Annotated in this window: 18 protein-coding genes; 17 read left to right on the top strand and 1 reads right to left on the bottom strand. The window is 43.9% G+C overall.

What is annotated here, in order from left to right; genetic code table 11:
- Positions 1-367: 367 nt before the first annotated feature.
- The 15 genes from H3T75_RS10145 (at position 368) to proB (ending at position 15,910) form a co-directional block, all read left to right on the top strand.
- Positions 368-724, top strand: a complete 357-nt coding sequence (locus H3T75_RS10145) for an NADH-quinone oxidoreductase subunit A (protein WP_025329722.1) — start codon at positions 368-370, stop codon at positions 722-724.
- Positions 715-1,194, top strand: coding sequence for an NADH-quinone oxidoreductase subunit B family protein (locus H3T75_RS10140; protein ID WP_025329723.1), 480 nt, complete (start codon positions 715-717; stop codon positions 1,192-1,194). The genes H3T75_RS10145 and H3T75_RS10140 overlap by 10 nt, the downstream gene beginning before the upstream one ends.
- 13 nt (positions 1,195-1,207) lie before the next feature.
- The gene (locus tag H3T75_RS10135; RefSeq protein ID WP_084550458.1) at positions 1,208-1,795 is read left to right on the top strand and encodes an NADH-quinone oxidoreductase subunit C; all 588 of its coding nucleotides are present in this window, start codon (positions 1,208-1,210) and stop codon (positions 1,793-1,795) included.
- Complete coding sequence (locus H3T75_RS10130) at positions 1,788-3,041, top strand: NADH-quinone oxidoreductase subunit D (protein ID WP_025329725.1); 1,254 nt, start codon at positions 1,788-1,790, stop codon at positions 3,039-3,041. The genes H3T75_RS10135 and H3T75_RS10130 overlap by 8 nt, the downstream gene beginning before the upstream one ends.
- On the top strand, positions 3,041-3,514 hold the full coding sequence (gene nuoE, locus H3T75_RS10125; protein ID WP_025329726.1) for an NADH-quinone oxidoreductase subunit NuoE: 474 nt from the start codon (positions 3,041-3,043) through the stop codon (positions 3,512-3,514). The genes H3T75_RS10130 and nuoE overlap by 1 nt, the downstream gene beginning before the upstream one ends.
- On the top strand, positions 3,514-4,809 hold the full coding sequence (gene nuoF / locus H3T75_RS10120; protein ID WP_078474500.1) for an NADH-quinone oxidoreductase subunit NuoF: 1,296 nt from the start codon (positions 3,514-3,516) through the stop codon (positions 4,807-4,809). The genes nuoE and nuoF overlap by 1 nt, the downstream gene beginning before the upstream one ends.
- A gap of 32 nt (positions 4,810-4,841) precedes the next feature.
- On the top strand, positions 4,842-7,094 hold the full coding sequence (nuoG, locus tag H3T75_RS10115) for an NADH-quinone oxidoreductase subunit NuoG (protein ID WP_198211658.1): 2,253 nt from the start codon (positions 4,842-4,844) through the stop codon (positions 7,092-7,094).
- A gap of 2 nt (positions 7,095-7,096) precedes the next feature.
- Complete coding sequence (gene nuoH, locus H3T75_RS10110) at positions 7,097-8,146, top strand: NADH-quinone oxidoreductase subunit NuoH (RefSeq protein WP_025329729.1); 1,050 nt, start codon at positions 7,097-7,099, stop codon at positions 8,144-8,146.
- A gap of 18 nt (positions 8,147-8,164) precedes the next feature.
- Positions 8,165-8,644, top strand: a complete 480-nt coding sequence (gene nuoI, locus H3T75_RS10105) for an NADH-quinone oxidoreductase subunit NuoI (RefSeq protein ID WP_025329730.1) — start codon at positions 8,165-8,167, stop codon at positions 8,642-8,644.
- Positions 8,645-8,653: 9 nt separating this feature from the next.
- Positions 8,654-9,310, top strand: a complete 657-nt coding sequence (locus tag H3T75_RS10100; protein ID WP_084564427.1) for an NADH-quinone oxidoreductase subunit J — start codon at positions 8,654-8,656, stop codon at positions 9,308-9,310.
- The gene (gene nuoK / locus H3T75_RS10095) at positions 9,307-9,612 is read left to right on the top strand and encodes an NADH-quinone oxidoreductase subunit NuoK (RefSeq protein WP_025329732.1); all 306 of its coding nucleotides are present in this window, start codon (positions 9,307-9,309) and stop codon (positions 9,610-9,612) included. Before H3T75_RS10100 ends, nuoK begins: the two co-directional genes overlap by 4 nt.
- Positions 9,613-9,638: 26 nt before the next feature.
- The gene (gene nuoL / locus H3T75_RS10090) at positions 9,639-11,663 is read left to right on the top strand and encodes an NADH-quinone oxidoreductase subunit L (protein ID WP_100117301.1); all 2,025 of its coding nucleotides are present in this window, start codon (positions 9,639-9,641) and stop codon (positions 11,661-11,663) included.
- Between the two features lie 37 nt (positions 11,664-11,700).
- The gene (locus H3T75_RS10085; protein WP_198211657.1) at positions 11,701-13,194 is read left to right on the top strand and encodes an NADH-quinone oxidoreductase subunit M; all 1,494 of its coding nucleotides are present in this window, start codon (positions 11,701-11,703) and stop codon (positions 13,192-13,194) included.
- Between the two features lie 10 nt (positions 13,195-13,204).
- Entirely contained in the window at positions 13,205-14,647 is a 1,443-nt protein-coding gene (gene nuoN / locus H3T75_RS10080; RefSeq protein ID WP_198211656.1) for an NADH-quinone oxidoreductase subunit NuoN, read from the top strand.
- 129 nt (positions 14,648-14,776) lie between these two features.
- Positions 14,777-15,910 carry a glutamate 5-kinase gene (proB, locus tag H3T75_RS10075; RefSeq protein WP_198211655.1) on the top strand — a complete coding sequence of 378 codons (1,134 nt, stop codon included), beginning with the start codon at positions 14,777-14,779 and terminating at the stop codon, positions 15,908-15,910.
- 1,128 nt (positions 15,911-17,038) lie between these two features.
- Here the strand turns inward: proB and H3T75_RS10070 are convergent.
- The gene (locus H3T75_RS10070) at positions 17,039-20,587 is read right to left on the bottom strand and encodes an autotransporter outer membrane beta-barrel domain-containing protein (RefSeq protein WP_198211654.1); all 3,549 of its coding nucleotides are present in this window, start codon (positions 20,585-20,587) and stop codon (positions 17,039-17,041) included.
- A gap of 821 nt (positions 20,588-21,408) precedes the next feature.
- Here H3T75_RS10070 and phoB point away from each other — a divergent pair.
- On the top strand, positions 21,409-22,095 hold the full coding sequence (gene phoB, locus H3T75_RS10065) for a phosphate regulon transcriptional regulator PhoB (RefSeq protein ID WP_198211653.1): 687 nt from the start codon (positions 21,409-21,411) through the stop codon (positions 22,093-22,095).
- Positions 22,096-22,133: 38 nt separating this feature from the next.
- Positions 22,134-23,492 carry a phosphate regulon sensor histidine kinase PhoR gene (phoR, locus tag H3T75_RS10060; RefSeq protein WP_198211652.1) on the top strand — a complete coding sequence of 453 codons (1,359 nt, stop codon included), beginning with the start codon at positions 22,134-22,136 and terminating at the stop codon, positions 23,490-23,492.
- The last annotated feature ends 13 nt before the right edge of the window (positions 23,493-23,505 follow it).

The following is a 23,505-nucleotide window of genomic DNA, read 5'->3' as shown; positions in this document are numbered from 1 at the left end:
TTAAAAAATGATAATTTTACAAATTAATATTATTATTAAATATATGATAAATTAAATTATTTAAATATATGAAATGTAATATTTTATTATGCTAATTATTTTAACCCAAAAGCATAAATTGCTTTAATGAGTATAACTGACCGAAATAAATGAAAAAATCCATGATTGACTTTTGCTGTTTTCTGGTTACAAAAAATATGAGAAACCAAACGTAATACTGAATAAATGCTAATGAGAATAATTCTCAATATCCTATTGAAAACATTATTTTTTTATTTTCTTTTAATGTAATACGCGCTTTTAATAACGTTCGAAATTAGTTACAATACATCAATTTTACCAATATTTGCATAAGGTCAGCGCAGTTATGTTGGCGAATTATTTCCCCATATTAATATTTGTTCTGGTTGGCTTTGCCGCTGGTGTTCTGTTTATCTCTCTCGGTTTACTGCTAGGACCGAACCGGCCATACAAAATGAAACAGGAACCGTTTGAGTGCGGTTTCGAAGCTTTTGAAAATGCACGAATGAAATTCGACGTGCGTTACTATCTGGTAGCCATTTTATTCATCCTGTTTGACCTTGAAGTTGCCTTTATGGTGCCCTGGGCAGTTGTGTTTAAAGAGCTGGGCGCATACGGATTCTGGTCAATGATGGTGTTTTTGCTGATTCTGGTTATCGGCTTTATTTATGAATGGAAAAAAGGCGCTCTGGAATGGGAATAGAAGGCGTTTTAAAAAAAGGATTTGTCACAACCACTGCCGATACCGTACTCAATTATGTGCGTACCGGTTCGTTGTGGCCGGCTACTTTTGGTCTGGCCTGTTGTGCCGTAGAGATGATGCAAGCTGGTGCTGCCCGTTATGACCTTGACCGCTTTGGTATTATTTTCCGCCCGTCGCCGCGTCAGGCCGATCTGATGATTGTCGCCGGTACGCTGTGCAATAAAATGGCTCCCGCCTTGCGGCGTGTTTATGATCAGATGGCCGAACCGCGCTGGGTACTGTCTATGGGTTCCTGTGCCAATGGCGGCGGTTATTATCATTACTCTTATTCTGTGGTTCGGGGCTGTGACCGGATTGTACCGGTTGACGTATATGTACCGGGCTGTCCGCCAACTGCTGAAGCGCTGGTATACGGACTATTGCAGTTGCAGCTGAAAATTAAACGTACCGCCACTATCGCGCGTGTATGAAAGTGAGGGAAATATGGCAGATTTGGCAATACTGAAAGCCGTGTGCGAAGCCACTTTCGGCGATAAGGTACGTTACTGTCTTGACCGTGGTGAGCTGACACTGGATTGTGCAGCAGCTGATTATCATCAGCTTATGCAAACGCTGCGTGACCACAATGAACTGAAATTTGAAACATTGATTGATCTGTGCGGAGTCGATTACCAGAGCTATAAAAATGAGCCATGGGAAGGCAAGCGTTTTGCTGTAGTCAGTCATCTGCTGTCGGTAGCCAATAACTGGCGTGTGCGTGTGCGTGTCTGGGCTGATGCTGAAGATTTTCCTACAGTAGATTCTGTCGTTGATATCTATAACGGTGCCAACTGGTATGAGCGTGAAGCATTCGATATGTTTGGCATCCTGTTTAACAACCATCCTGATTTGCGCCGTATTCTGACTGATTACGGCTTTGTCGGTCATCCGTTTCGCAAAGATTTCCCTGTTTCCGGCTATGTTGAAATGCGTTATGACGAGGCCGAAGGCCGCGTAATTTATCAGCCGGTAACGATTGAACCGCGTGAAATTACACCGCGCGTGGTGAGAGAGGAGCAGTACGGTGTCTAAGTTACGCAATTACACCATTAACTTCGGGCCGCAGCATCCGGCAGCACACGGCGTATTGCGCCTGATTCTGGAAATGGACGGTGAAAATATCGTTCGTGCCGATCCGCATATCGGTCTGTTGCACCGCGGCACAGAAAAACTGGCTGAATCACGCACCTATTTGCAGGCATTGCCATATATGGATCGTCTGGACTACGTATCCATGATGTGTAATGAGCAGGCATACTGCCTGTCAGTGGAGCGTCTGCTGAATATCGAAGTGCCGGTTCGCGCTCAGTATATCCGTGTGATGTTTGCTGAAATTACCCGTATTCTTAATCATCTGATGGGTGTCGGTTCTCATGCGCTGGATATTGGTGCCATGACGGTATTTCTCTATGCTTTCCGCGAGCGGGAAGACCTGATGGATATCTATGAGGCGGTATCAGGTGCGCGCATGCATGCAGCTTATTTCCGCCCGGGTGGTGTATACCGGGATTTACCGGATTTCATGCCTAAATACGAATCCAGTAAATACCGTAATGCCAAAGTTTTGCAAAAACTGAATGCCAGTCGTGAAGGTACCTTGCTGGACTTCATTGAAGACTTTACCAACCGCTTTCCCGCCTGTGTGGATGAATATGAAAATCTGCTCACGGATAACCGTATCTGGAAGCAGCGTACAGTCGGTATCGGTGTAGTATCCCCGGAGCGTGCTCTGCAAAAAGGATTTACCGGTGTGATGCTGCGCGGTTCCGGTATTGAGTGGGATGTGCGTAAGAAACAGCCTTATGATGCTTATGCTCAGGTAGATTTTGATATTCCGGTAGGGATTAATGGTGACTGCTATGACCGTTATCTGTGCCGTATTCATGAAATGCGTCAGGCCAACCGTATTATCCGTCAGTGTGTTGACTGGCTTAAAGCCAATCCCGGTCCGGTAATTATTGATGACCATACTGTGGCCCCGCCGCACCGTACCGCCATGAAAGACGGTATGGAAGAATTAATCCATCACTTTAAGCTGTTTACCGAAGGTATGCATGTACCTGAGGGTGAAGTTTATGTGCCCACCGAGCATCCTAAAGGCGAGTTCGGGGTATATCTGATTTCTGATGGTGCCAATAAACCTTACCGGATGAAGATTCGTGCTCCGGGGTTTGCTCATTTGCAAGGGATGGACGAAATGGCACGTGGTCACATGCTGGCTGATGTGGTGGCTATTATTGGTACACAGGATATCGTATTCGGGGAGGTGGATAGATAATGTTGTCCCCTAACAGCTTAAAACAAATTGATATAGAACTGGCAAAATATCCGGCCGATCAGCGCCGTAGTGCCATTATGTCTGCCTTACGTATTGCGCAGACCGAGCTGGGCTGGCTTCAGCCGGAAACTATTGAAGAAGTGGCTGATTACATTGGTATTCCGCCGGCGCAGGCGTTAGAAGTTGCTACTTTTTATAATATGTATAACCTTAAACCGGTAGGTAAATATAAACTTACTGTGTGTACAAATCTGCCCTGTGCCCTGCGTGGCGGAGTAAATGCAGGTGAGTATCTGCAAAAACGTCTGGGTATCCGCTATGGTGAAACCACAGCCGATGGTAAATATACTCTGGTTGAAGGCGAATGTATGGGTGCCTGTGGCGATGCGCCGGTAATATTAGTCAATAATCATAAAATGTGTAGCTTTATGAGCGAAGAAGCCATTGAAGCAAAACTGGCGGAGTTGAACTAATGGCAATGTACCAGAATGGCGTGATTTTTGATCAGGTTGATACTTCAGACTCTAATTGCTGGACACTGGAAGCTTATATTGCTCGCGGCGGATATCAGGCATTGAAAAAAATTATCAGCGAAAATGTATCGCAGGATGATGTAATTGCCGAGCTTAAAACTTCCGGTCTGCGCGGTCGTGGCGGTGCCGGTTTTCCTACCGGGCTGAAATGGAGCTTTATGCCACGTTCTTTTCCGGGTACCAAATATATCGTGTGCAATACGGATGAGGGTGAACCGGGTACATTCAAAGACCGCGATATAATCGACTACAATCCGCATGCCCTGATTGAAGGCATGATTATCGGCGGCTACGCTATGGGCGCTGCTGTAGGCTATAACTATATACACGGCGAAATCTTCGAGAGCTATCTGCGTTTTGAAACGGCTTTACAGCAGGCGCGCGAAGCAGGATTACTCGGACAAAATATTCTGGGCAGTAATTTCAGCTTTGAGTTGCATGCTCATCATGGTTATGGTGCCTATATCTGTGGTGAAGAAACTGCTCTGTTAGAGTCTCTGGAAGGTAAAAAAGGACAACCGCGTTTCAAACCGCCGTTTCCGGCTTCATATGGCTTATATGGTAAGCCGACAACAGTTAACAATACTGAAACTTTTTCTTCTGTACCGTTCATTATCCGCGACGGCGGTCAGCTGTTTGCTGATAAAGGTATTCCTAATAATGGTGGTACCAAGCTCTTTTCAGTATCCGGTCACGTAGAACGCCCGGGTAACTATGAAATTCCGCTGGGGACGCCGTTTAAGGATTTGCTGGAAATGTGTGGTGGTATGCGAAATGGCAAAAAACTTAAGGCGGTTATTCCCGGAGGTTCTTCTGCACCGGTATTACCGGCAGACATCATGATGGAACTAACCATGGATTATGATGCCATAGCCAAGGCAGGTTCTATGCTGGGTTCCGGTGCGGTCATTGTCATGGATGAAGATGTATGCATGGTCAGAGCACTGGAACGACTGAGCTATTTCTATTTTGAAGAATCATGCGGGCAATGTACGCCGTGCCGTGAAGGAACCGGCTGGCTGTATCGCATTATTCACCGTATTACCTCCGGCAAAGGCCGGCCGGAGGATCTGGATTTGCTGGAATCACTGGGTAGCAATATTTCGGGACGTACCATCTGTGCACTGGCAGATGCGGCTGTTATGCCGATACAGGGCTTTATGAAACATTTCCGCCCCGAATTTGAGCACTACATCGAACACGGCAAACCCATGAAAGAACATCGCTGGTGCTAAGGCACTATCTGCTTAGTTAGGATTGCGAACCTATGTTACAAATTCAAATTGACGGTAAACAACTTTCTGTCGAGCAGGGCAGTACGGTGATAGAAGCCGCCCATAAGGCCGGTACATTCATTCCGCACTTTTGCTATCACAAAAAATTGTCCATCGCCGCCAACTGTCGTATGTGTCTGGTTGAGGTAGAAAAATCGCGCAAGCCATTACCTGCCTGTGCTACGCCGGTCACCGATGGTATGGTTGTTAAAACCAATTCGCCCATGACTAAAGATGCCCAGAAAGGGGTAATGGAATTCCTGCTGATTAACCATCCGCTGGACTGTCCTATTTGTGATCAGGGTGGTGAATGCCTGTTGCAGGACTTGTCAATGGGCTATGGTAAAGGTGCCAGCCGTTATACTGAGGCTAAACATGCTGTGGCCGGTAAAGAAATGGGGCCACTGGTTTCTGCTGCTGAAATGAGCCGCTGTATTCACTGTACCCGCTGTATCCGCTTTACTGAAGAAATTGCCGGTAAGCAGGAGTTGGCCATGATGAATCGTGGTGAATGCTCTGAAATTACACCGTTTAACGGTAAAACACTGGAAACCGAATTGTCTGGTAACGTGATTGATTTGTGCCCGGTGGGCGCACTAACCAGCAAACCATTTCGTTATGACAGCCGTTCATGGGAATTAAGCCGGCGTAAATCTGTGTCTGCTCACGATGCACTGGGCAGTAATCTGATAGTGCAAACTAAAGACCATACCGTGCGCCGGGTACTGCCACTGGAAAACGAAGCCATCAATGAGTGCTGGCTCAGTGACCGTGACCGTTTTGCCTATGCAGGTTTGTATCAGCAGCGTTTAACTCAGCCGCAAATTAAACAGGACAACCAGTGGCATACAGTTGACTGGCAAACTGCGCTGGATTATGTGGCTAAAGGTTTGCACGGTGTCAGCCATGATTTTGGTACCGATGCAATTGGTATGTGGGTCAATCCGGCCAATACTGTTGAAGAAATGTACCTGACCCGTAAACTGGCTAATGCGCTGGGCATAAATGCCGTTGACAGTCGCCTGCGTCAGCTTGATGAACGTTTTGGTGCTGCTACTAAAGGCGCCCAGTGGCTGGGACAGAGTATTGAACAGCTGGCAGAAAATGAGGTGATTTTGCTGGTTGGCGCACGCTTACGGCAGGAACAGCCCTTATTAACAGCCCGTATCCGTCAGGCGGCTAAAAACGGAACTAAAGTAGCAGTGGTGGCTGCTGCTGATGAAGAACTGTTTATGCCGTTACTGGCGCAGCTTAGCCTGCATCCTTATCAATGGATTGACTGGCTTAGTGATGCGCTTAACAGCGAAGTAGGTCAGGCCTTATTAAAAGCTGAAAAAGCCAGCATTATTCTGGGTGCGGATGTTTTGAACCATCCGGATGCAGCGGCAGTTTATGCAGCGGCACAGGATCTGGCCGAAGCCACCGACAGTATACTGGGCGTCTTGCCACAGGCGGCCAACAGCATTGGAGCTGAAATCGTAGGCGTGGCTGCCGGAAAAGCAACAAATACCATTGCCGCACAAATTAAGCAGCCTAAACAGGCAGTAATGCTGCTCAATGTTGAACCGGATATGGATGTAGCCAACGGAGCTGCTGCCATTGCAGCCCTGAAACAGGCTCAGACAGTAATGGCATTCACTGCTTACGATAGTGACGTATTGCGTGAAGTTGCAGACGTATTATTGCCAATTACGCCATTCACAGAAACCTCAGGCAGTTTTATCAGCATGGAAGGGCGATTACAGTCTTTTCATGGTGTTGTACAAGCTTACAGAGAAGCCAGACCTTTATGGAAGGTATTACGCGTACTGGGTAATGTACTGGAATTGCCGGGCTTTGAATATGAAAATACCCAGCAGATTCTGGCTGATGCAGTTACCAAAGATCAGATACCGGCTTTGCTGAACAATCGTATACAACCGGTTGCTACCAGTGATCCCGATATCAGTCTGGTACGTGTTGGCGGCGTTAGTCTGTATGCAACTGATGCGATTGTGCGCCGTTCCGAACCCTTACAGAGTACAGTTCATGCCGCAGTACCGGTTGCACGTACCAACAGTGTGACACTGGCCCGGTTTGGTTTGAGTAATGGAGATACCGCACAGGCTAAACAAGGCAATAGTACCGTATCGATTACCATCACTACGGATGATACCTTGCCGGAAAATGTACTGTTTTTGCCATTACATCAGAGTAACTGGCACTTAGGCGCTTTATTGACCACTGTTGAATTGAGTAAAGGATAATCATGCAAGCGTGGTTTCAACAATTACTGGGCAACGACTTCGGTTTACTGGTGTCTGTCATCGTCAAGATTGTCATCATCATGCTGCCGCTGATTATTACCGTAGCCTATCTGACTTATTTCGAACGTAAAGTTATCGGTTATATGCAACTGCGGGTTGGGCCGAACGTTACCGGACCGTATGGCTTAATCCAGCCGTTTGCCGATGTATTAAAATTGCTGTTCAAGGAAGTTACCCGCCCGTCGCAGGCTAATAAGGCACTGTTCTATATCGGACCGATGATGTCACTGATGCCGGCTTTTGCTGCCTGGGCAGTTATCCCGTTCAGTGAAACATGGTTTCTTACCCGAATTAATGCCGGTTTACTTTATATTCTGATGATTACTTCACTGTCTGTATATGGTGTCATCATTGCCGGCTGGGCTTCCAATTCTAAATATGCTTTTCTCGGTGCCATGCGAGCTTCTGCGCAAACTATTTCCTATGAGATTGCCATGGGATTTGCGCTGATTGGTGTGATTATGGTTTCCGGAAGTATGGATTTTCATGACATTGTTATGTCTCAGGCAAAAGGTTATGCCGGTGGTTCCATTTTCTCATGGAACTGGCTGCCTTTATTTCCGCTGTTTGTGGTGTATCTGATTTCCGCTGTGGCCGAAACCAACCGTGCGCCATTTGACGTAGCCGAAGGTGAGTCGGAAATTGTTGCCGGTTTCCATGTAGAGTATTCCGGTTTTGCTTTCGCGTTATTCTTTCTGGCCGAATACATTTTCATGATTCTGGTGGCTGCTCTGACGGCTCTGCTGTTCTTTGGTGGCTGGTTATCTCCCTTTCCGCAAAGCTGGGGCTTTATTGGTACCCCGAGTGTATTGTGGATGTTTCTGAAAATGGCACTGGTGTTGTACTTTTATCTGTGGATACGTGCAACATTCCCGCGTTACCGTTATGACCAGATTATGCGTCTTGGCTGGAAAGTATTGATTCCGGTAACCATTGTGGCAGTAATTGTATTGGGTTTGTGGATGATTTCACCCCTGAATTTATGGCATTAAGCAGGGAAAGGCTCTGATATGGCAAATATAATTAAAACCTTTCTGATGACCGAGTTGCTTTCGGGTATGAAAGTAACTCTGAAAAACTTCTTTGCGCGCAAGGAAACCATATATTTTCCTGAAGAAAAAACTCCGCAATCAGTTCGCTTTCGTGGTTTGCATGCACAACGGCGCTATCCCAATGGTGAAGAACGCTGTATTGCCTGCAAACTGTGTGAAGCTGTCTGTCCGGCCATGGCAATCAATATAGAATCTGAAAAACGTGAGGATGGTACACGCAGAACCACACGCTACGATATTGATCTGACTAAATGTATTTTCTGTGGTTTCTGTGAGGAAGCTTGCCCGGTTGATGCTATTGTTGAAACCCGGATTTTCGAATATCACGGTGAAAAACGCGGTGATTTATATTTCACTAAACCCATGTTGCTGGCTATTGGCGATCGCTATGAAGAAGATATCGCTAAATGCAAAGCCGCAGATGCGCCATATCGTTAAGAGGTGGTCATGAATTTACCATTAATTCTGTTTTATGTATTTGCCGCTGTGATTTTGTTTGGCGCGATAAATACAGTTATTGCCAAAAATCCGGTACATGCGGTTTTGTTTCTGGTTCTGACATTCTGTGCCAGTGCCATGATGTGGATTCTGATGCAGGCTGAATTTCTCGGCATTGTACTGGTAGTGGTGTACGTGGGTGCGGTGATGGTACTGTTCCTGTTTGTCATCATGATGCTCAATATTGATGTTGAGCAGATGCGCGCTGGCTTCTGGCGGCATGCACCTGTTGCAGCACTGGTGGGTATCCTGACTGCTGCCTTGCTGATTGTTATTCTGGTAAATCCGCAGCTCAATCTGGCGAGTCTGGGTAAGGATTCTCCGCTGCCCGCAGACTACAGCAATGTGCATGATCTGGGGATGCAGATTTACACAACCTATCTGTTACCGTTTGAACTGGCGGCTGTATTGCTGGTGCTGGGGATGGTGGCCGCAATAGCTCTGGTTCACCGGCAGACATACAATCCTCGTCGTACCAATCCGGCCGAACAGGTTAAAGTACAGGCAAAAGATCGTTTCCGTATGGTGAAAATGCAGCCTGAAATCGCTACACCGGTAACTGAAGAAGCAAGTAAAGAAGCAACTGAAGGGGAGCAGAAAGCATGATTACCTTAACCCATTATCTGGTGCTCAGCGCAATACTGTTTGCTATTTCTGCCATGGGTATATTTATGAACCGCAAAAACGTACTCGTATTACTGATGTCAATCGAGTTAATGCTATTAGCGGTAAATTTTAACTTTGTGGCTTTTTCCCGTTATCTCGGCGACACCGCCGGACAGATTTTTGTCTTTTTTATTCTGACGGTTGCTGCGGCCGAATCTGCTATTGGTCTGGCAATTATGGTTCTGATTTTCCGTAACCGTCAGAGCATTAATGTACAGGATCTGGATAGCCTCAAAGGCTAACAGGTGAGAGGAACGAGAGAAAAATTATGAGTGTTTATCTGATTATTGCTTTGGCTCCGCTCATCGGTTCATTACTGGCCGGTTTATGCGGTAAGCTGATCGGCCGTAAAGGTGCGCATAGCGTTACCATAGCAGGCGTAGCCGTTTCGGCAGTACTGTCTGCCTGGGTACTCTATGGTTTTATGACCGGAACCCGTCAGCCCTTTGATGAAAATGTGTATACATGGCTGACTATGGGCGGTCTGGACTTCTCAGTAGGGTTTCTGATTGATACCCTTACTGCCACTATGCTGGTGATTGTGACCAGTGTATCGCTGATGGTGCATATCTATACTATCGGCTATATGAGTGATGATGACGGCTATCAGCGCTTTTTCAGCTATATCTCACTGTTTACTTTCTCTATGCTGATGCTGGTAATGAGTAATAACTTCATTCAGTTGTTCTTCGGCTGGGAGGCTGTAGGGCTGGTGTCTTACCTGCTGATTGGTTTTTACTTTAAACGTGACAGTGCTATTTTTGCCAATCTGAAAGCATTTCTGGTTAATCGTGTCGGCGACTTCGGTTTTGTACTGGGTATTGGTCTGGTACTGGCTTATTTCGGCGGCAGCCTTCGCTATGCTGATGTTTTTCAGCATATTGATCAGGTTAAAAATGCCACTATCGAACTGATTCCCGGTCATCCGTGGTCTTTGATTACCGTTACCTGCATTTTGCTGTTTGTGGGCGCAATGGGTAAATCGGCACAGTTTCCGTTGCATGTCTGGTTACCGGATTCAATGGAAGGTCCGACACCGATTTCAGCTCTGATTCATGCGGCAACCATGGTAACAGCCGGTATATTCATGGTATCTCGTATGTCACCCCTGTATGAGTTGTCTGATACTGCTCTGGGTGTGATTATGGTATCCGGTACCATTACTGCGCTGTTTATGGGCTTTCTGGGTATGATTCAGAATGACATTAAACGGGTGATTGCTTATTCAACCTTGTCACAGTTAGGTTATATGACGGTAGCCTTAGGTGCCTCTGCCTATAATATTGCTGTTTTCCATGTCATGACCCATGCTTTCTTCAAAGCACTGTTATTTCTGGCCGCCGGTAGTGTGATTATGGGTATGCACCATGATCAGGATATGCGTCATATGGGCGGATTGCGTAAATACATGCCGGTAACATGGATTTGTATGCTAATTGGTTCATTATCGCTGATTGGCACACCATTTTTCTCCGGTTTCTATTCCAAGGATTCAATTATTGAGGCAGTAAAAGCGTCAACGCTGCCATTCAGCAGTGTGGCCTATGTAGCGCTGGTAGCCAGTGTGTTTGTCACCGCATTTTACTCATTCCGATTGTATTTCTTGGTATTTCATGGCGAAGAAAAATGGCGCAAAGCCGAACATAGCGAACATCATCATGCAGAAGAACATCATGGTCTGAAACCACAGGATAATCCGCATGAGAGCCCGCTGGTGGTAACCATTCCGCTGATTCTGCTGGCTATCCCTTCAGTATTTGTAGGTATGTGGGCAATGAAGCCGATGCTGTTCAGTGATTTTTATCAGCATGTGATTTTTATTAACAGTGCTGCACATCCTGCACTGGCAACCGTAGAAGAAGAGTACCACGGCATATTTGCTATGGCTCTGCACAGTCTGACAACTCCTGTGTTATGGCTGGTGATTGCCGGTGTTGTACTGGCGTGGTTCTTCTATATGAAAAAACCACAGATTCCGGCCAGAATTGCTGCATCTATACGTCCGGTTTATACCCTGCTGGATAATAAATACTATCTGGATACTATTTACTATAACGTGTTTGCCAAAGGCAGCCGTCTGCTGGGAACGTTGTTCTGGAAAGTTGGCGACGTTTTCATTATTGATAAATTAATTGTTAATGGTGCTGCACGCGTTGTCGCTGCTGTAGCAGCGCTGATACGGCGTATTCAGACCGGATACATCTATACCTATGCTACAGCAATGGTTGTGGGTGTATTTGTACTGGTGGCATGGACTTTCTGGCCGTTGCTTAAAACAATGTTTGGCGGTTAATTGCGGGCATTCAACTTGGTATCTTTAGGCTATAAATATGTACGATAACTTACTCAGTTTGGCGATTTGGCTGCCTGTAGTGGCTGGCGTCGCAGTGCTGGCTACCGGCTCAGACAAGCACGCAGGTATAGCCAGAGTGCTGGCCTTAATCGGGGCGCTGGTTTCTTTTCTCATAACCTTACCGCTGTTTTTTAAATTCGACCGTTTAAATGGCGGATTTCAGTTTAAAGAATTTCATGTCTGGATTGAGAGTCTCAACATCAACTATGCATTAGGTGTGGATGGAATGTCAGTTCTGTTTGTGATTCTGAACAGTTTTACTACTTTACTGGTTGTTCTGGCCGGCTGGCAGGTAATCCAGAAACGGCCTGCGCAGTATATGGCCGCTTTCCTGATTATGTCAGGACTGATTAATGGCGCATTTGCAGCAATGGATGCCATCGTATTCTATGTATTCTTCGAAGGCATGCTGATTCCGATGTATCTGATTATCGGTATCTGGGGCGGTCCGAGACGGGTATATGCATCAATCAAATTCTTTCTGTATACCTTAATGGGTTCATTACTGATGCTGGTTGGTTTTGTCTATCTGTCTAATCAGACCGGCAGTTTTTCTATTGAAACATGGCACAATATCAAGCACCTTGCGATGACGGCGCAAATTCTGCTGTTTATCGCTTTCTTCCTGTCTTTTGCGGTTAAAGTGCCGATGTGGCCGGTGCATACATGGTTGCCGGATGCCCACGTAGAAGCGCCGACCGGTGGTTCAATGGTACTGGCGGCAATTACTCTGAAAATAGGTGGTTACGGATTCCTGCGCTTTATTCTGCCTATTTTGCCGGATGCAGCACGTTATATTGCGCCGGTAATCATCGTGCTCAGCCTGGTAGCGGTAATTTACATCGGTATGGTGGCACTGGTACAAACTGATATGAAAAAACTGGTGGCGTACTCTTCCATCAGCCATATGGGATTTGTCACTTTAGGCTTTTTCCTGTTTACCGGCGGCTATCTGAATGACTGGGCCTTTAAAGGTGCCATTATGCAGATGATTTCGCACGGTTTTGTTTCAGCCGCTATGTTTATGAGTATCGGTGTGATGTATGACCGGATGCACACCCGCGATATTTCAGCTTACGGCGGTGTCGTAAACAGTATGCCGGTATTTGCTTCTTTCATGCTGTTCTTTGCTATGGCTAATGCCGGTTTGCCCGGTACATCAGGATTTGTGGGCGAATTTATGGTCATTGTCGGTGCAGTAAAAACCAATTTCTGGGTTGGTGCACTGGCGGCGTTAACCCTGATTTATGGTGCAGCATATACCTTGTGGATGTTTAAACGGGTTGTTTTTGGTGCCATCAAAAATCCGGAAGTTGCGCAATTAAAAGATGTAAACAAACGCGAACTGCTAATTCTGGTGATTCTGGCTGTAGCGGTACTGGGATTTGGTTTGTATCCGGAACCGTTTATCGCTGTCGTGCATCAGGCAGCAAATGATTTGATAGTCCAAGCGGCACAAAGCAAACTGTAAGGAAATGTGAATGAACTGGACAGATTTAACAATATTTCCCGCTGCACCGGATATGGTGCTGACTGTAGTACTGTTTACAGTATTGCTGGTGGACTTATGGCTTAATGACCGGCAACGCTGGATAACCTGTACCCTGTCAGTTATTGGTCTGATACTGACCGCCGCAGTACAGTGTCTGGTATGGAAAGAACAGCCGCAATATGCCTTCCATGATATGTTTGTACTGGACGGCATGGCTCAACTGGCCAAGTTATGCATGTATGTACTGGTTATTGCCTTGTTTATTTACAGCCAGACTTATCTGCGTGCTAAACATATTTATCAGGGTGAATTCTATACGCTAACCCTATTTGCACTGCTGGGCATGAATATTATGGTTTCAGCCAGCCACTTCCTGACTTTATATGTCGGGCTGGAGCTGCTTTCGCTGGCGCTTTATGCTTTAATTGCCCTGCAGCGCGATAGTGGCCGTGCTGCTGAAGCTGCATTGAAGTATTTTGTGCTTGGTGCACTGGCCTCAGGTTTACTGTTATACGGTATTTCCCTGATATACGGTGCAACAGGTACATTACAGCTGCAGCAGGTGCTTGCTGCCAGCCAGGAAACAACCAATCCGTGGTTATTGAAACTCGGGCTTGTATTTATTGTTGCCGGTATTGTATTTAAACTGGGTGGTGTACCATTTCATATGTGGGTGCCGGATGTGTATCAGGGTGCGCCGACTGCAGTCGTTGCACTGGTGGGTACAGCACCGAAAATTGCGGCCACAGTCTTCGCTTTCCGTATCCTGGTTTACGGTTTGCTGACTCAGTGGGAAAGCTGGCGTGAATTACTGTTGCTGCTGGGTATCGCTTCGCTGTTTGTGGGTAATCTGGCTGCTATCATGCAAACCAACATTAAACGTATGCTTGGTTTTTCAACAGTAGCCCATATGGGTTTCATTATGCTGGCTCTTCTGTCCGGTCAGTCTGGCTGTGCTGCAGCTATGTATTATGCAATAACCTATGCTTTAATGGCCTCTGTAGCGTTTGCTATTCTGGTTCTGCTCTCCGGCAAGGATGTTGAATGCCAGAATATCAGTGATCTTGCCGGTCTGAACCAGAAAAATGCATGGTATGCATTTTTAATGCTGCTGGCGATGTTTTCAATGGCCGGTATTCCGCCATTGATGGGCTTTTATGCCAAGCTGGCCGTTATTAAAGCATTATTGGCCAGCGGCTATCTGTGGGTTTCTGTGTATGCAGTAATCATGTCGCTGATTGGCGCTTTCTATTATCTGCGTGTGGTTAAAACCATCTATTTCGATAATCCGGATTCTGTTGCCGAACCAGTATTCAATATGACTTTTCTCGGTAAAATCGTTTTATCTGTTAATGGTTTATTATTGCTGTTATGGGGTATTTTGCCTGATGGCGTAATGAACTGGTGTGTACAGGCATTACTGCATAGCTAATCTGAATTTATTCTTTCAACAGCAGCCACTACGGCTGCTGTTTTTATAACAGCCGTACACACTTATCAAAACAAATGCGCACAGGTAAAATAACTGTTCAACCGTTGACATAACAACTGCATAATAAGCATGAATAACTCAGAATTTGATATCTGCCAGACTGAATGTGTGGTAGTAAAAGTAGGTTCCAGTCTGGTGACCAATGGCGGACATGGGGTAGATCAGAATATTCTGAAAAACTGGGCACAGCAGATTGCGCAATTACGTGCAAATGGTATTCAGGTAGTACTGGTATCCAGTGGTGCTATTGCAGAAGGTATGAAACGGCTGGGCTGGCAGATACGTCCTAAAGCAATTAATGAATTACAGGCTGCCGCCGCAGTGGGGCAAATGGGACTGGCTCAGGCATACGAGATTGCGTTTGAATCACTGCATATCCGGACAGCACAGATTTTGCTGACACATGATGATTTGAGTCACCGTACCCGCTATTTAAATGCCCGTAGTACTATCCGCACTCTGCTGGAGCAGGGAGTAGTACCGATTATTAATGAAAATGATACAGTTACCATTGATGAAATCAAACTTGGCGATAATGATACCCTTGGTGCTCTGGTAACTAACCTGATTGAAGCTGATGTACTGATTATTCTGACAGATCAGAATGGTCTGTATGACAGAGATCCGCGTAAGCATACTGAAGCCAGACTGATTCATAAAATTGCTGCTAATCATCCAGACCTGGAAAGTATGGCCAGCGGAGCAGGCAGCAGCGTGGGCACCGGAGGTATGTATACCAAAGTACTGGCTGCAAGACGGGCTGCTTTAAGCGGTGCTGCAACCTGTATCGCCAACGGGTATGCTGAAAATGTATTAGTCCGGTTACTGGAAGGCGCACAAACGGGTACTTTATTTACCCCGGCCGGTAGCCGGTTGAGCGCACGCCAGCAATGGTTACTTGGGCAGGTACAACTGGCTGGTAAGTTAACCGTTGATGAGGGTGCGGAACAGGCACTGAAAACACAGCACTCCAGTCTGCTGGCTATCGGTTGTGTTGCTGTCAGTGGTCATTTTGATCGTGGCGCATTAGTGGCAGTATGTAATCAGGCCGGTAAAGAAATTGCCCGCGGACTGGTTAATTATAATGATCATGAAATTGGGCGTTTATTGCGGCAGCCGTCTCAGGCTATAGAAGAATTATTGGGCTATGTGGCAGAACAGGAACTGATCCATCGGGATAATATGGTATTACGTCGTGATTGAAGCGGATATTGAAAAATTCTGCCAAATCCGATAAAGAGATAATATTTACCAGCAGGCTGTAAGCTTAAACAGCAACCAATCTAAGATTTGTTTTTAATAAAGCAGATTAAAGTAGCCTGATAAATATATATACCATCATTAAATTTGTCTGTATTATCAAAAAGTGCCGTTTTCAGTATCAGGTAAATTTATAGATATCTGAGCATAATCTGCCATGTAGACAGATTGCCACTATAAAGGTAGTAAATATCTTCTCAGGCTATGGATGCTGAGTTTATCGCTATGGTGCGATTATTACATGACAGAATCATAATAACAAATGTCTCCAGTTTTTGAATCAATAATTTTCATGTAACCACCTGTAAGTATTTCTCCTTCTGTGAAAAAACTAGGTTTGCTTATTAACACCACTTTACCCTCGAGCTGATGTCTCCAATATAAATATCCATCTTTAGTAATTTTATAATTCTTATCGTCAAGTCCAATGATACCGTATTTGCAGGAACATTTTAATTTCGGTTCTCCAGAATGTGACTCACACCTATCGGGTCGCCAGGCAAACTTCACTAATATATTCTGATAAGTTGTATCATACAAATAATGTTTGGCAAATTTCCAGGCACATGTCAAAGGAAGAAATAAAATAAAAGCCATAAGCAGAATATAAAGTAACTTATTTATAATATACTTTTTTCTGTTAGATTTTTGCTTATTCATCTAGATTAGTAAGTTATTGTCAAATAGATAATATATCATTAATAAAAAATTATTAGTCATAACTACCATCAAAATTAATGTAGTGTTGCGCCTGATCAACTAAACCGGTGCTGATTTTATTAGTGCTATAAATAAATTATTTAGAATAAATTCATACTAACCAATTAATTTTTTCTTTCTACACTAAAAGAAAATCAGCGGATGCTGAAATTATGAGCTAGGAATTAATATTAAATCCGGAATAATGCATAGCATTGAATTGTTTTAAGTAATATAAAATGAAAAAGATGATAATAATGCATATTGGTTATTCTGCATATACCAGAATAACCAATATGATTTGTATTGTTTTTTTACAAAGAAAAAAGATTCAGTTTGGAAATAATTACCAGTTTCTTTATTTATTAAGCCTTACCAGTTAATCTTTAATCCGACAGAACCATTTACCGGCGCTTTGGTATGTGCATCACCACCATTAGACCATGTATGGCCGATTTCACCATAAGCTTTTACTTTGTTTGTAATATCGTAAGTACCGCCAATTGCCAGCTCAGTGCTGGCATGAGAGGCACCGGCATTTAATCTGGTTGTGGCTACATTAGTAATGTAACTAGTATGGTCGGCACCACCAGGTGAGTAAAAGAAATTTACCCGGGCATAGGGTCGCAGATTTCCTTTATTCAGTTGATAGCTGCCTTCGAGTCTTCCGCCAAGGCGGAAGAGCCAGGCATTATTGTGTGAGTGACTGACTGTAGTACGTCCGCTGATATCAGAATCATTTAAATCCAGCCACTGATGAATAATCTGAGCCTGCGGTTCAAGCTTCCAGTTGCTGCTGCCCAGAGTAAACGGCTGACCTATTTCTACTGAAGCCGTAACGCCATGACCTTTCTGTTTGCCGGTCGGATTGTTATCCGGTTTAATATCAACATGATGGCGGGCACCCTGTACTACAAAATCTGCATAAGCACCATTTTCACGGGTGTAATTACCATATGCGCCAATAAAGTAAGATTTGGTTGTGTTTTTACCTGCTCTGGTATCAATACCGCTGGTAAAGCCGTCAACATCGAGATTACCGTGCAGATAGCCGACATATCCGCCGGCACGCCAGCCGTTGCTGCTCCAGATATCACTGCCCAGTTGTAAACCGGCATAATTACCGGTAGTACGGGCATTGGCCGACCCGTTTTGCTGAATATCAGTACGGCTGGCAATCACTCTGCCCCAGCTCATACGTTCATCAGGCAGAGGAGTAGATCCGATACGCTGATGCATATTAGCGAGCATAAGGCTGTCAGCCTGTCGTAACTGAGAGGCAACTGCGGCAAATAATGGTACTTCTTTACGGTATAGCGGTCTGAGTTTTGATGGTTTAGTTGTCGTACCACTATTGCCAGAGCTGCCGTTACTGGCGTTATTGCCACCGGAGTTGTTACCACCAGAGTTATTGCCACCAGAGTTATTGCCACCAGAGTTATTGCCACCAGAGTTATTGCCACCAGAGTTATCGCCACCGGAATTATCATCACCAGGGTCTGTTTGCTTTTGAGAGCGTAAATACCAGTTATTCCCGTTTTGCTGCAAATCACCTTTAAACAAATGGTATTCATATGCACCTCTGTCTAAATGATCGCCTTCCAGTGCAAAAGCATCCCCAGTACTGTTACCGTTAACTTGGACTAATTCAATGCCATTAGTATTTCCGGTATCGCCGCCAAGACCATCAATGCTTGCAAACCTGATGGTGGTTTTACCTGTCACATTACCCTGAACAGTCAGTTTATCGGCAGTATTGTCAGCAATGCTGTCATTATCTTTTAAAGCAGAATTAAGTTTCAGATCCAGAGTCAGTTTACCGCCATTACCCTGATAATTTCCGTTAATCGTTAAATTGTCTCCGGTGAAATTACTATGGAGATTAATATTGCCTGAGTTAAACACATCGCCATTAATCTGTGCCTGTCTTAGAGAGTCGATAAGATTGACTGTGGTACCATTCCCGATATTAAGCTGATTAGTATTCAAATCTCCACTCAGGCTGAGGGTACTGTTTTGAGCCAGATTTATTTTTTCCCAGTTACGAATAGCAATATTTCCAGCAATACCATTATTATTACCCGTGGTAGAACCAGTCAGAGACTGATTAATATTCAGTATATCAGTCATTCCGTCATTACTGCTGGTATCGTCCCCGCCATCGACTACAGTAATATTACTGATAATGGCTCCGCGATTGATAGAAAGAGTGTCACTACCGTTACCCAGATCAATACTCCCGATGACGTTTGAACCGCTATTCAGCGTAACATTGGCATTACCATCACCATCACGAATAGCCCGACCAGAAGTTGCTGAAACACTGGTACCGGTATTAAGGGTAATAGTTGTTGTACTGTTTGGTTTATCCAGAACAACAATACCTGCTTCCGTACCTCCGCTTATTTGATTGGTCAGGGTAAGTGTAGTACTACCTGAACCAGAATTGTGTATCTCAATTGCGCTGATTCCTCCGCTAATTCTTCCATCTAACTGAGTAATTTTGACATCCGTGGCCTGTTCTCCGTTTTCAGCCCAGATTCCATATCCGTTTGTAGCTGTAATTGATCCGTTAGAAGTAATTTCTGTTGCACCATACGCATGATTCATTGCATAAATACCGTTAGTTCCGGCATTGATAACCGCTGATTCAATATTTAATCCCGTAGCCTGGTTTGCATTTACTACACTGATACCGGTATTACGGGTTGCTGTTACGGATGTCTTATTGTGGATTGTCGTTGCGCCTGTACCATTATTGGTTGCATATATGCCATTATCAGCACCTGATATAGCATGAGTGTTAATAGTCAGGTCTTTTGTATTATTGCCATTATTAACAAAGATTCCGTTACCGGATGTAGCGGAAATATTACCTTCAGACGTAATTTCAGTAGAATCTGTACCAGAATTGATAGCGAAAATACCGGTATTTGTACCTTGAACACTTTTACTGGTAACAGTTAATTTCTCACCATGATTTTCTGTATAAATACCATTACCATTATTTGCATATACATCGCCGTTAGTGGTAATGGTTGTAGAACCTTTACCACTATTGTATGCATAAATACCGTTGGTATTGCCTTTTACGGTATCTTTGGTTGTAATAGCTATGTTTTTGGCTGATACATTCGCATTATTAACCCAGATAGCATCGGTAGTGCCTGATTCAATAACTTGGTTAACGATAAGTGTCGCTGATCCTGTACCATTGTTGTATGCGTAAATGCCATGTGCTTTACCAATAACAGCTCCGGTAGTAATAAATAAATCTTTTGCTGCAGTATTATTCATAGCATAAATGGCATCATCATTATCAGATATAATGGTGCCATTAGCTGTTATTTGTGTGGAACCGCTGCCTCCGTTATAAATGCTAATACCTTTGCGCTGTTTGCTATGAATAGAGGCTGTTGAAAGTTTAGCATCGGTACCGGCATTATTAATATAAATACCACTGACAGAGTCAGATAACATATCTTGGGTGGCATTAATGATAATCGAACCTGTCTGGCTATTATTTGTTGCATCAATATTAGTGATGTTTTTATTGTTTGCGTTTACGGTTAAATTTCCTGCGCCATTTTGATTAACGATGGTAAGTGTCTGATTTAATTCATCGGTAGATGTATTGATAGTCTGACTGGAAGGATCCCGGTTTTCAATACGGTTATTGCTGATAGTGGTATCCGCATATGTACTGATACCAGGTGTATTTGACCTGAATGTTGTACAAAATTTGCTGTTTTGAAACGAAAGCGGACATTGTGCATAAGTCAGACCAGAGGTTGCTATGCTGATACCTATAATGCTTACCAGCCTGGGCTGTGCTGCTTTACCCACTTTACGAGCTAGTTCTGAGGTAACAACATATGCCTGTACTTGTGCATTCCAGATAAGTTTGTAGATTTTATTCATATTAATAAAATAGTCAGGTTAAAAAATAATGATGCTTTAGTTACAGCAATTAGTTACACAATCATTTAATCGGACATTAAGAAATAAGACATATCCAGTATTAATTCGACAATAAAAAATCAATTAAGTCAAAAATTTAACTATTTGATAATTAATAAAAAAATGTTATTATTTGTTAGTTATATAAATAATAATAATGATTAAATAAAATATAAAAATTAGGATTTCTATGAGATATGGCAGATAACTGAAGCCTTAGCCTGATATTTTATGTTTATGGTATATTTATTTATATTAATATATTTGTTGAAATGTATGTTTTAGTAAGCAGATTTGGGAGTAAACAGTTATATTTTATGAAGATGGAATTAGATTAAAATAATAATCAGGTAATTTAAATCTTTGATTTGTTGTAAATTGGTTTCAAAAGTATCTGCAGTATTTTTAATAACGTTATTGTTATACCCGTAGAACAACGTAACCGGTTACATATTATTTAGTAAATGCAGACGGCTGAAGATTTATAGTAAACTGATTGAGAAAATCATACTATTAATCACGATAAATCAAAATTTATTAATTACTGATGTTCATAATAAGAAATTAAATGGTGGAGTTTGCTCAATACAATTAATATGGGATGGCTGTGTATATTGCTTCTTAATGTATTGTAAGCTTATATTGTATTGCTAGCCTTGCAATAGTCAGTCCGGCACTCAATGTAGGCAACAGAATGTTGTGGCACAGGTTTTGGCTGAGTTGCTGGCTTTATATTTTCTTAATCTGTCACAATAGATAATTAATCTGGTCAGGAAATATATATGGCAGAAGTTATGGTATTGGTTGTAGAAGATGAAGCTGCAATTTCTACTCTGATTCAATTTACTCTCGAGCAGGCCGGCTTTGTTGTTCAATGTGTACCTAGTGTAGAAGCAGCACAGCCGTTATTGCAGGCCAGGCTGGCTGACATGCTGCTAGTGGACTGGATGTTACCCGGACTTTCCGGTCTTGATTTTATCCGGCAGCTGCGGAATGATATTCGCAGTCGTGATTTACCCATTATTTTATTAACAGCACGCGGTGAAGAAACAGATAAAGAGCAGGGGCTGAATCTGGGTGCAGATGACTACATTACTAAACCTTTCTCACCACGAGAACTGATTGCGCGAATTAATGCGCTTTTGCGCCGACGTGCACCGCAAAAAACCAGTGTACCACTGCGTATTTATGGTCTGGAACTCGATCCGCAGCAGCAGCGTGTACAAGTAAACGGACAAACCATTCCCTTCGGACCCAGTGAATTTAAGTTATTACATTTCTTTATGACACATCCGGATCGGATATACACCCGCAGCCAGCTTCTGGATCTTGTATGGGGTGATCATGTGTTTGTTGAGGAGCGTACGGTAGATGTTCATATCCGCCGTTTAAGACGAGGACTTGAAACAGTGGGGCATGACCACCTTATACAAACTGTGCGTGGCAGCGGCTATCGCTTTTCACCATAGCCGGAAATACTTCTTAAATTTATCTTCTGTGAAATAACATGCTTCTGTCTGAACTGCGCCATCATTTATATTTAATACTGGCAACCATGATTGTGGTTGTCGTAGCGTCATTGCTGACTGGCGGTCTGCAATTCATGCTGATTAGCTTGTGCTGCCTGTTTTTTTTGTGGTTGGCGGGTTACTGGTATCATTTATTTAAACTGGTTCGGTGGCTGGAAAGACCGAAATTACGTAATGTGCCACAGGGGATCGGGATTTGGAACAATATTTTCAATACTTTGATGCTACAGGCACGTAGCCGTAAAAAGCGTAAACAGAAACTGGGTGTCGCCTTGTTACGCTTTAACCGTATTGCTGAAACCATACCAGAGGGCGTATTAATCCTTGGAGAGGATGGACATATTCAGTGGCTGAACCATCTGGCTGCAATCCATCTGAATCTGGTTGCTGAACAAGACAATAACAGTATGCTAGCTGATCTGATTGAAAATAGTGATTTCCGGCGATTTCTGGATGAGCCGGCAACAGAGTCAGTGAATATAAAGCTTACACTTGAAAATATAAATAGCGGATTACCACGAGTATTGAATATTATCCGTACTCCGTTTGACGAACAGGCAACACTGATTATTACTCAGGATATTACTGCTGCCGAACAATTGAATGCCACCAGAACGGCATTTGTGGCCAATGTTTCGCATGAGCTGCGTACTCCTTTAACTGTAATCAACGGCTTTCTGGAAACCTTAACGGATATGCCGGATTTGCCGCAGGAGCAGCGTCAGTCATTTATTGCACTGATGAGTAAAGAAGGAATCCGCATGAATCAACTTCTGGCAGATTTATTAACCTTATCACGACTGGAAAATCAGATTACTGCATCTTTACGTAAACAATCATTGTGCCTGAGTACTCTGGTTGAGCAGGTAGTATATGAAGCTGAAATTTTGTCTGAAAATAAACATCATTTTATTTGTGAAATAGCTGCAGATATCTGGATAGAGGGGATTCAGCAGGATTTATATAATGCATTCAGTAATCTTCTGTTTAATGCTGTACGCTATACTCCGCAATGTGGAACTATAACTATCCGGCTCTATAGTGAACAAGACGAAAACAACTATCAGCAGACTGTATTTCAAGTGAGCGATACGGGTCCCGGTATCGCTGCGGAGCATATTCCTCATCTTACCGAACGCTTTTATCGTGTAGATTCAGGCCGCTCACGCGAAAGCGGGGGTACAGGTCTTGGGCTGGCCATTGCCAAACACGCTCTGGCAGAACATGGCGGCAAATTACAGATTGAAAGTATTACTGGGAAAGGCAGCTCTTTTAGTGCCATATTACCGCAAATGAATAATAGCAAAGTACTTGACAGCAGCCGCACTCCTGCCTAAAATGCGCGCTCTT

It is taken from the genome of Snodgrassella sp. W8135 (genome assembly GCF_016101225.1).
Lineage (GTDB): Bacteria > Pseudomonadota > Gammaproteobacteria > Burkholderiales > Neisseriaceae > Snodgrassella > Snodgrassella alvi.
The sequence above is the reverse complement of the archived record's forward strand: the minus strand, read 5'-3'. Positions and strand labels throughout refer to the sequence as shown.

Coding starts and splice junctions, on each gene's coding strand:
- H3T75_RS10145 (WP_025329722.1), top strand. CDS start 368: ATGTTGGCGAATTATTTCCCCATATTAATATTTGTTCTGGTTGGCTTT.
- H3T75_RS10140 (WP_025329723.1), top strand. CDS start 715: ATGGGAATAGAAGGCGTTTTAAAAAAAGGATTTGTCACAACCACTGCC.
- H3T75_RS10135 (WP_084550458.1), top strand. CDS start 1,208: ATGGCAGATTTGGCAATACTGAAAGCCGTGTGCGAAGCCACTTTCGGC.
- nuoE (WP_025329726.1), top strand. CDS start 3,041: ATGTTGTCCCCTAACAGCTTAAAACAAATTGATATAGAACTGGCAAAA.
- nuoF (WP_078474500.1), top strand. CDS start 3,514: ATGGCAATGTACCAGAATGGCGTGATTTTTGATCAGGTTGATACTTCA.
- nuoG (WP_198211658.1), top strand. CDS start 4,842: ATGTTACAAATTCAAATTGACGGTAAACAACTTTCTGTCGAGCAGGGC.
- nuoH (WP_025329729.1), top strand. CDS start 7,097: ATGCAAGCGTGGTTTCAACAATTACTGGGCAACGACTTCGGTTTACTG.
- nuoI (WP_025329730.1), top strand. CDS start 8,165: ATGGCAAATATAATTAAAACCTTTCTGATGACCGAGTTGCTTTCGGGT.
- H3T75_RS10100 (WP_084564427.1), top strand. CDS start 8,654: ATGAATTTACCATTAATTCTGTTTTATGTATTTGCCGCTGTGATTTTG.
- nuoK (WP_025329732.1), top strand. CDS start 9,307: ATGATTACCTTAACCCATTATCTGGTGCTCAGCGCAATACTGTTTGCT.
- nuoL (WP_100117301.1), top strand. CDS start 9,639: ATGAGTGTTTATCTGATTATTGCTTTGGCTCCGCTCATCGGTTCATTA.
- H3T75_RS10085 (WP_198211657.1), top strand. CDS start 11,701: ATGTACGATAACTTACTCAGTTTGGCGATTTGGCTGCCTGTAGTGGCT.
- nuoN (WP_198211656.1), top strand. CDS start 13,205: ATGAACTGGACAGATTTAACAATATTTCCCGCTGCACCGGATATGGTG.
- proB (WP_198211655.1), top strand. CDS start 14,777: ATGAATAACTCAGAATTTGATATCTGCCAGACTGAATGTGTGGTAGTA.
- H3T75_RS10070 (WP_198211654.1), bottom strand. CDS start 20,587: ATGAATAAAATCTACAAACTTATCTGGAATGCACAAGTACAGGCATAT.
- phoB (WP_198211653.1), top strand. CDS start 21,409: ATGGCAGAAGTTATGGTATTGGTTGTAGAAGATGAAGCTGCAATTTCT.
- phoR (WP_198211652.1), top strand. CDS start 22,134: ATGCTTCTGTCTGAACTGCGCCATCATTTATATTTAATACTGGCAACC.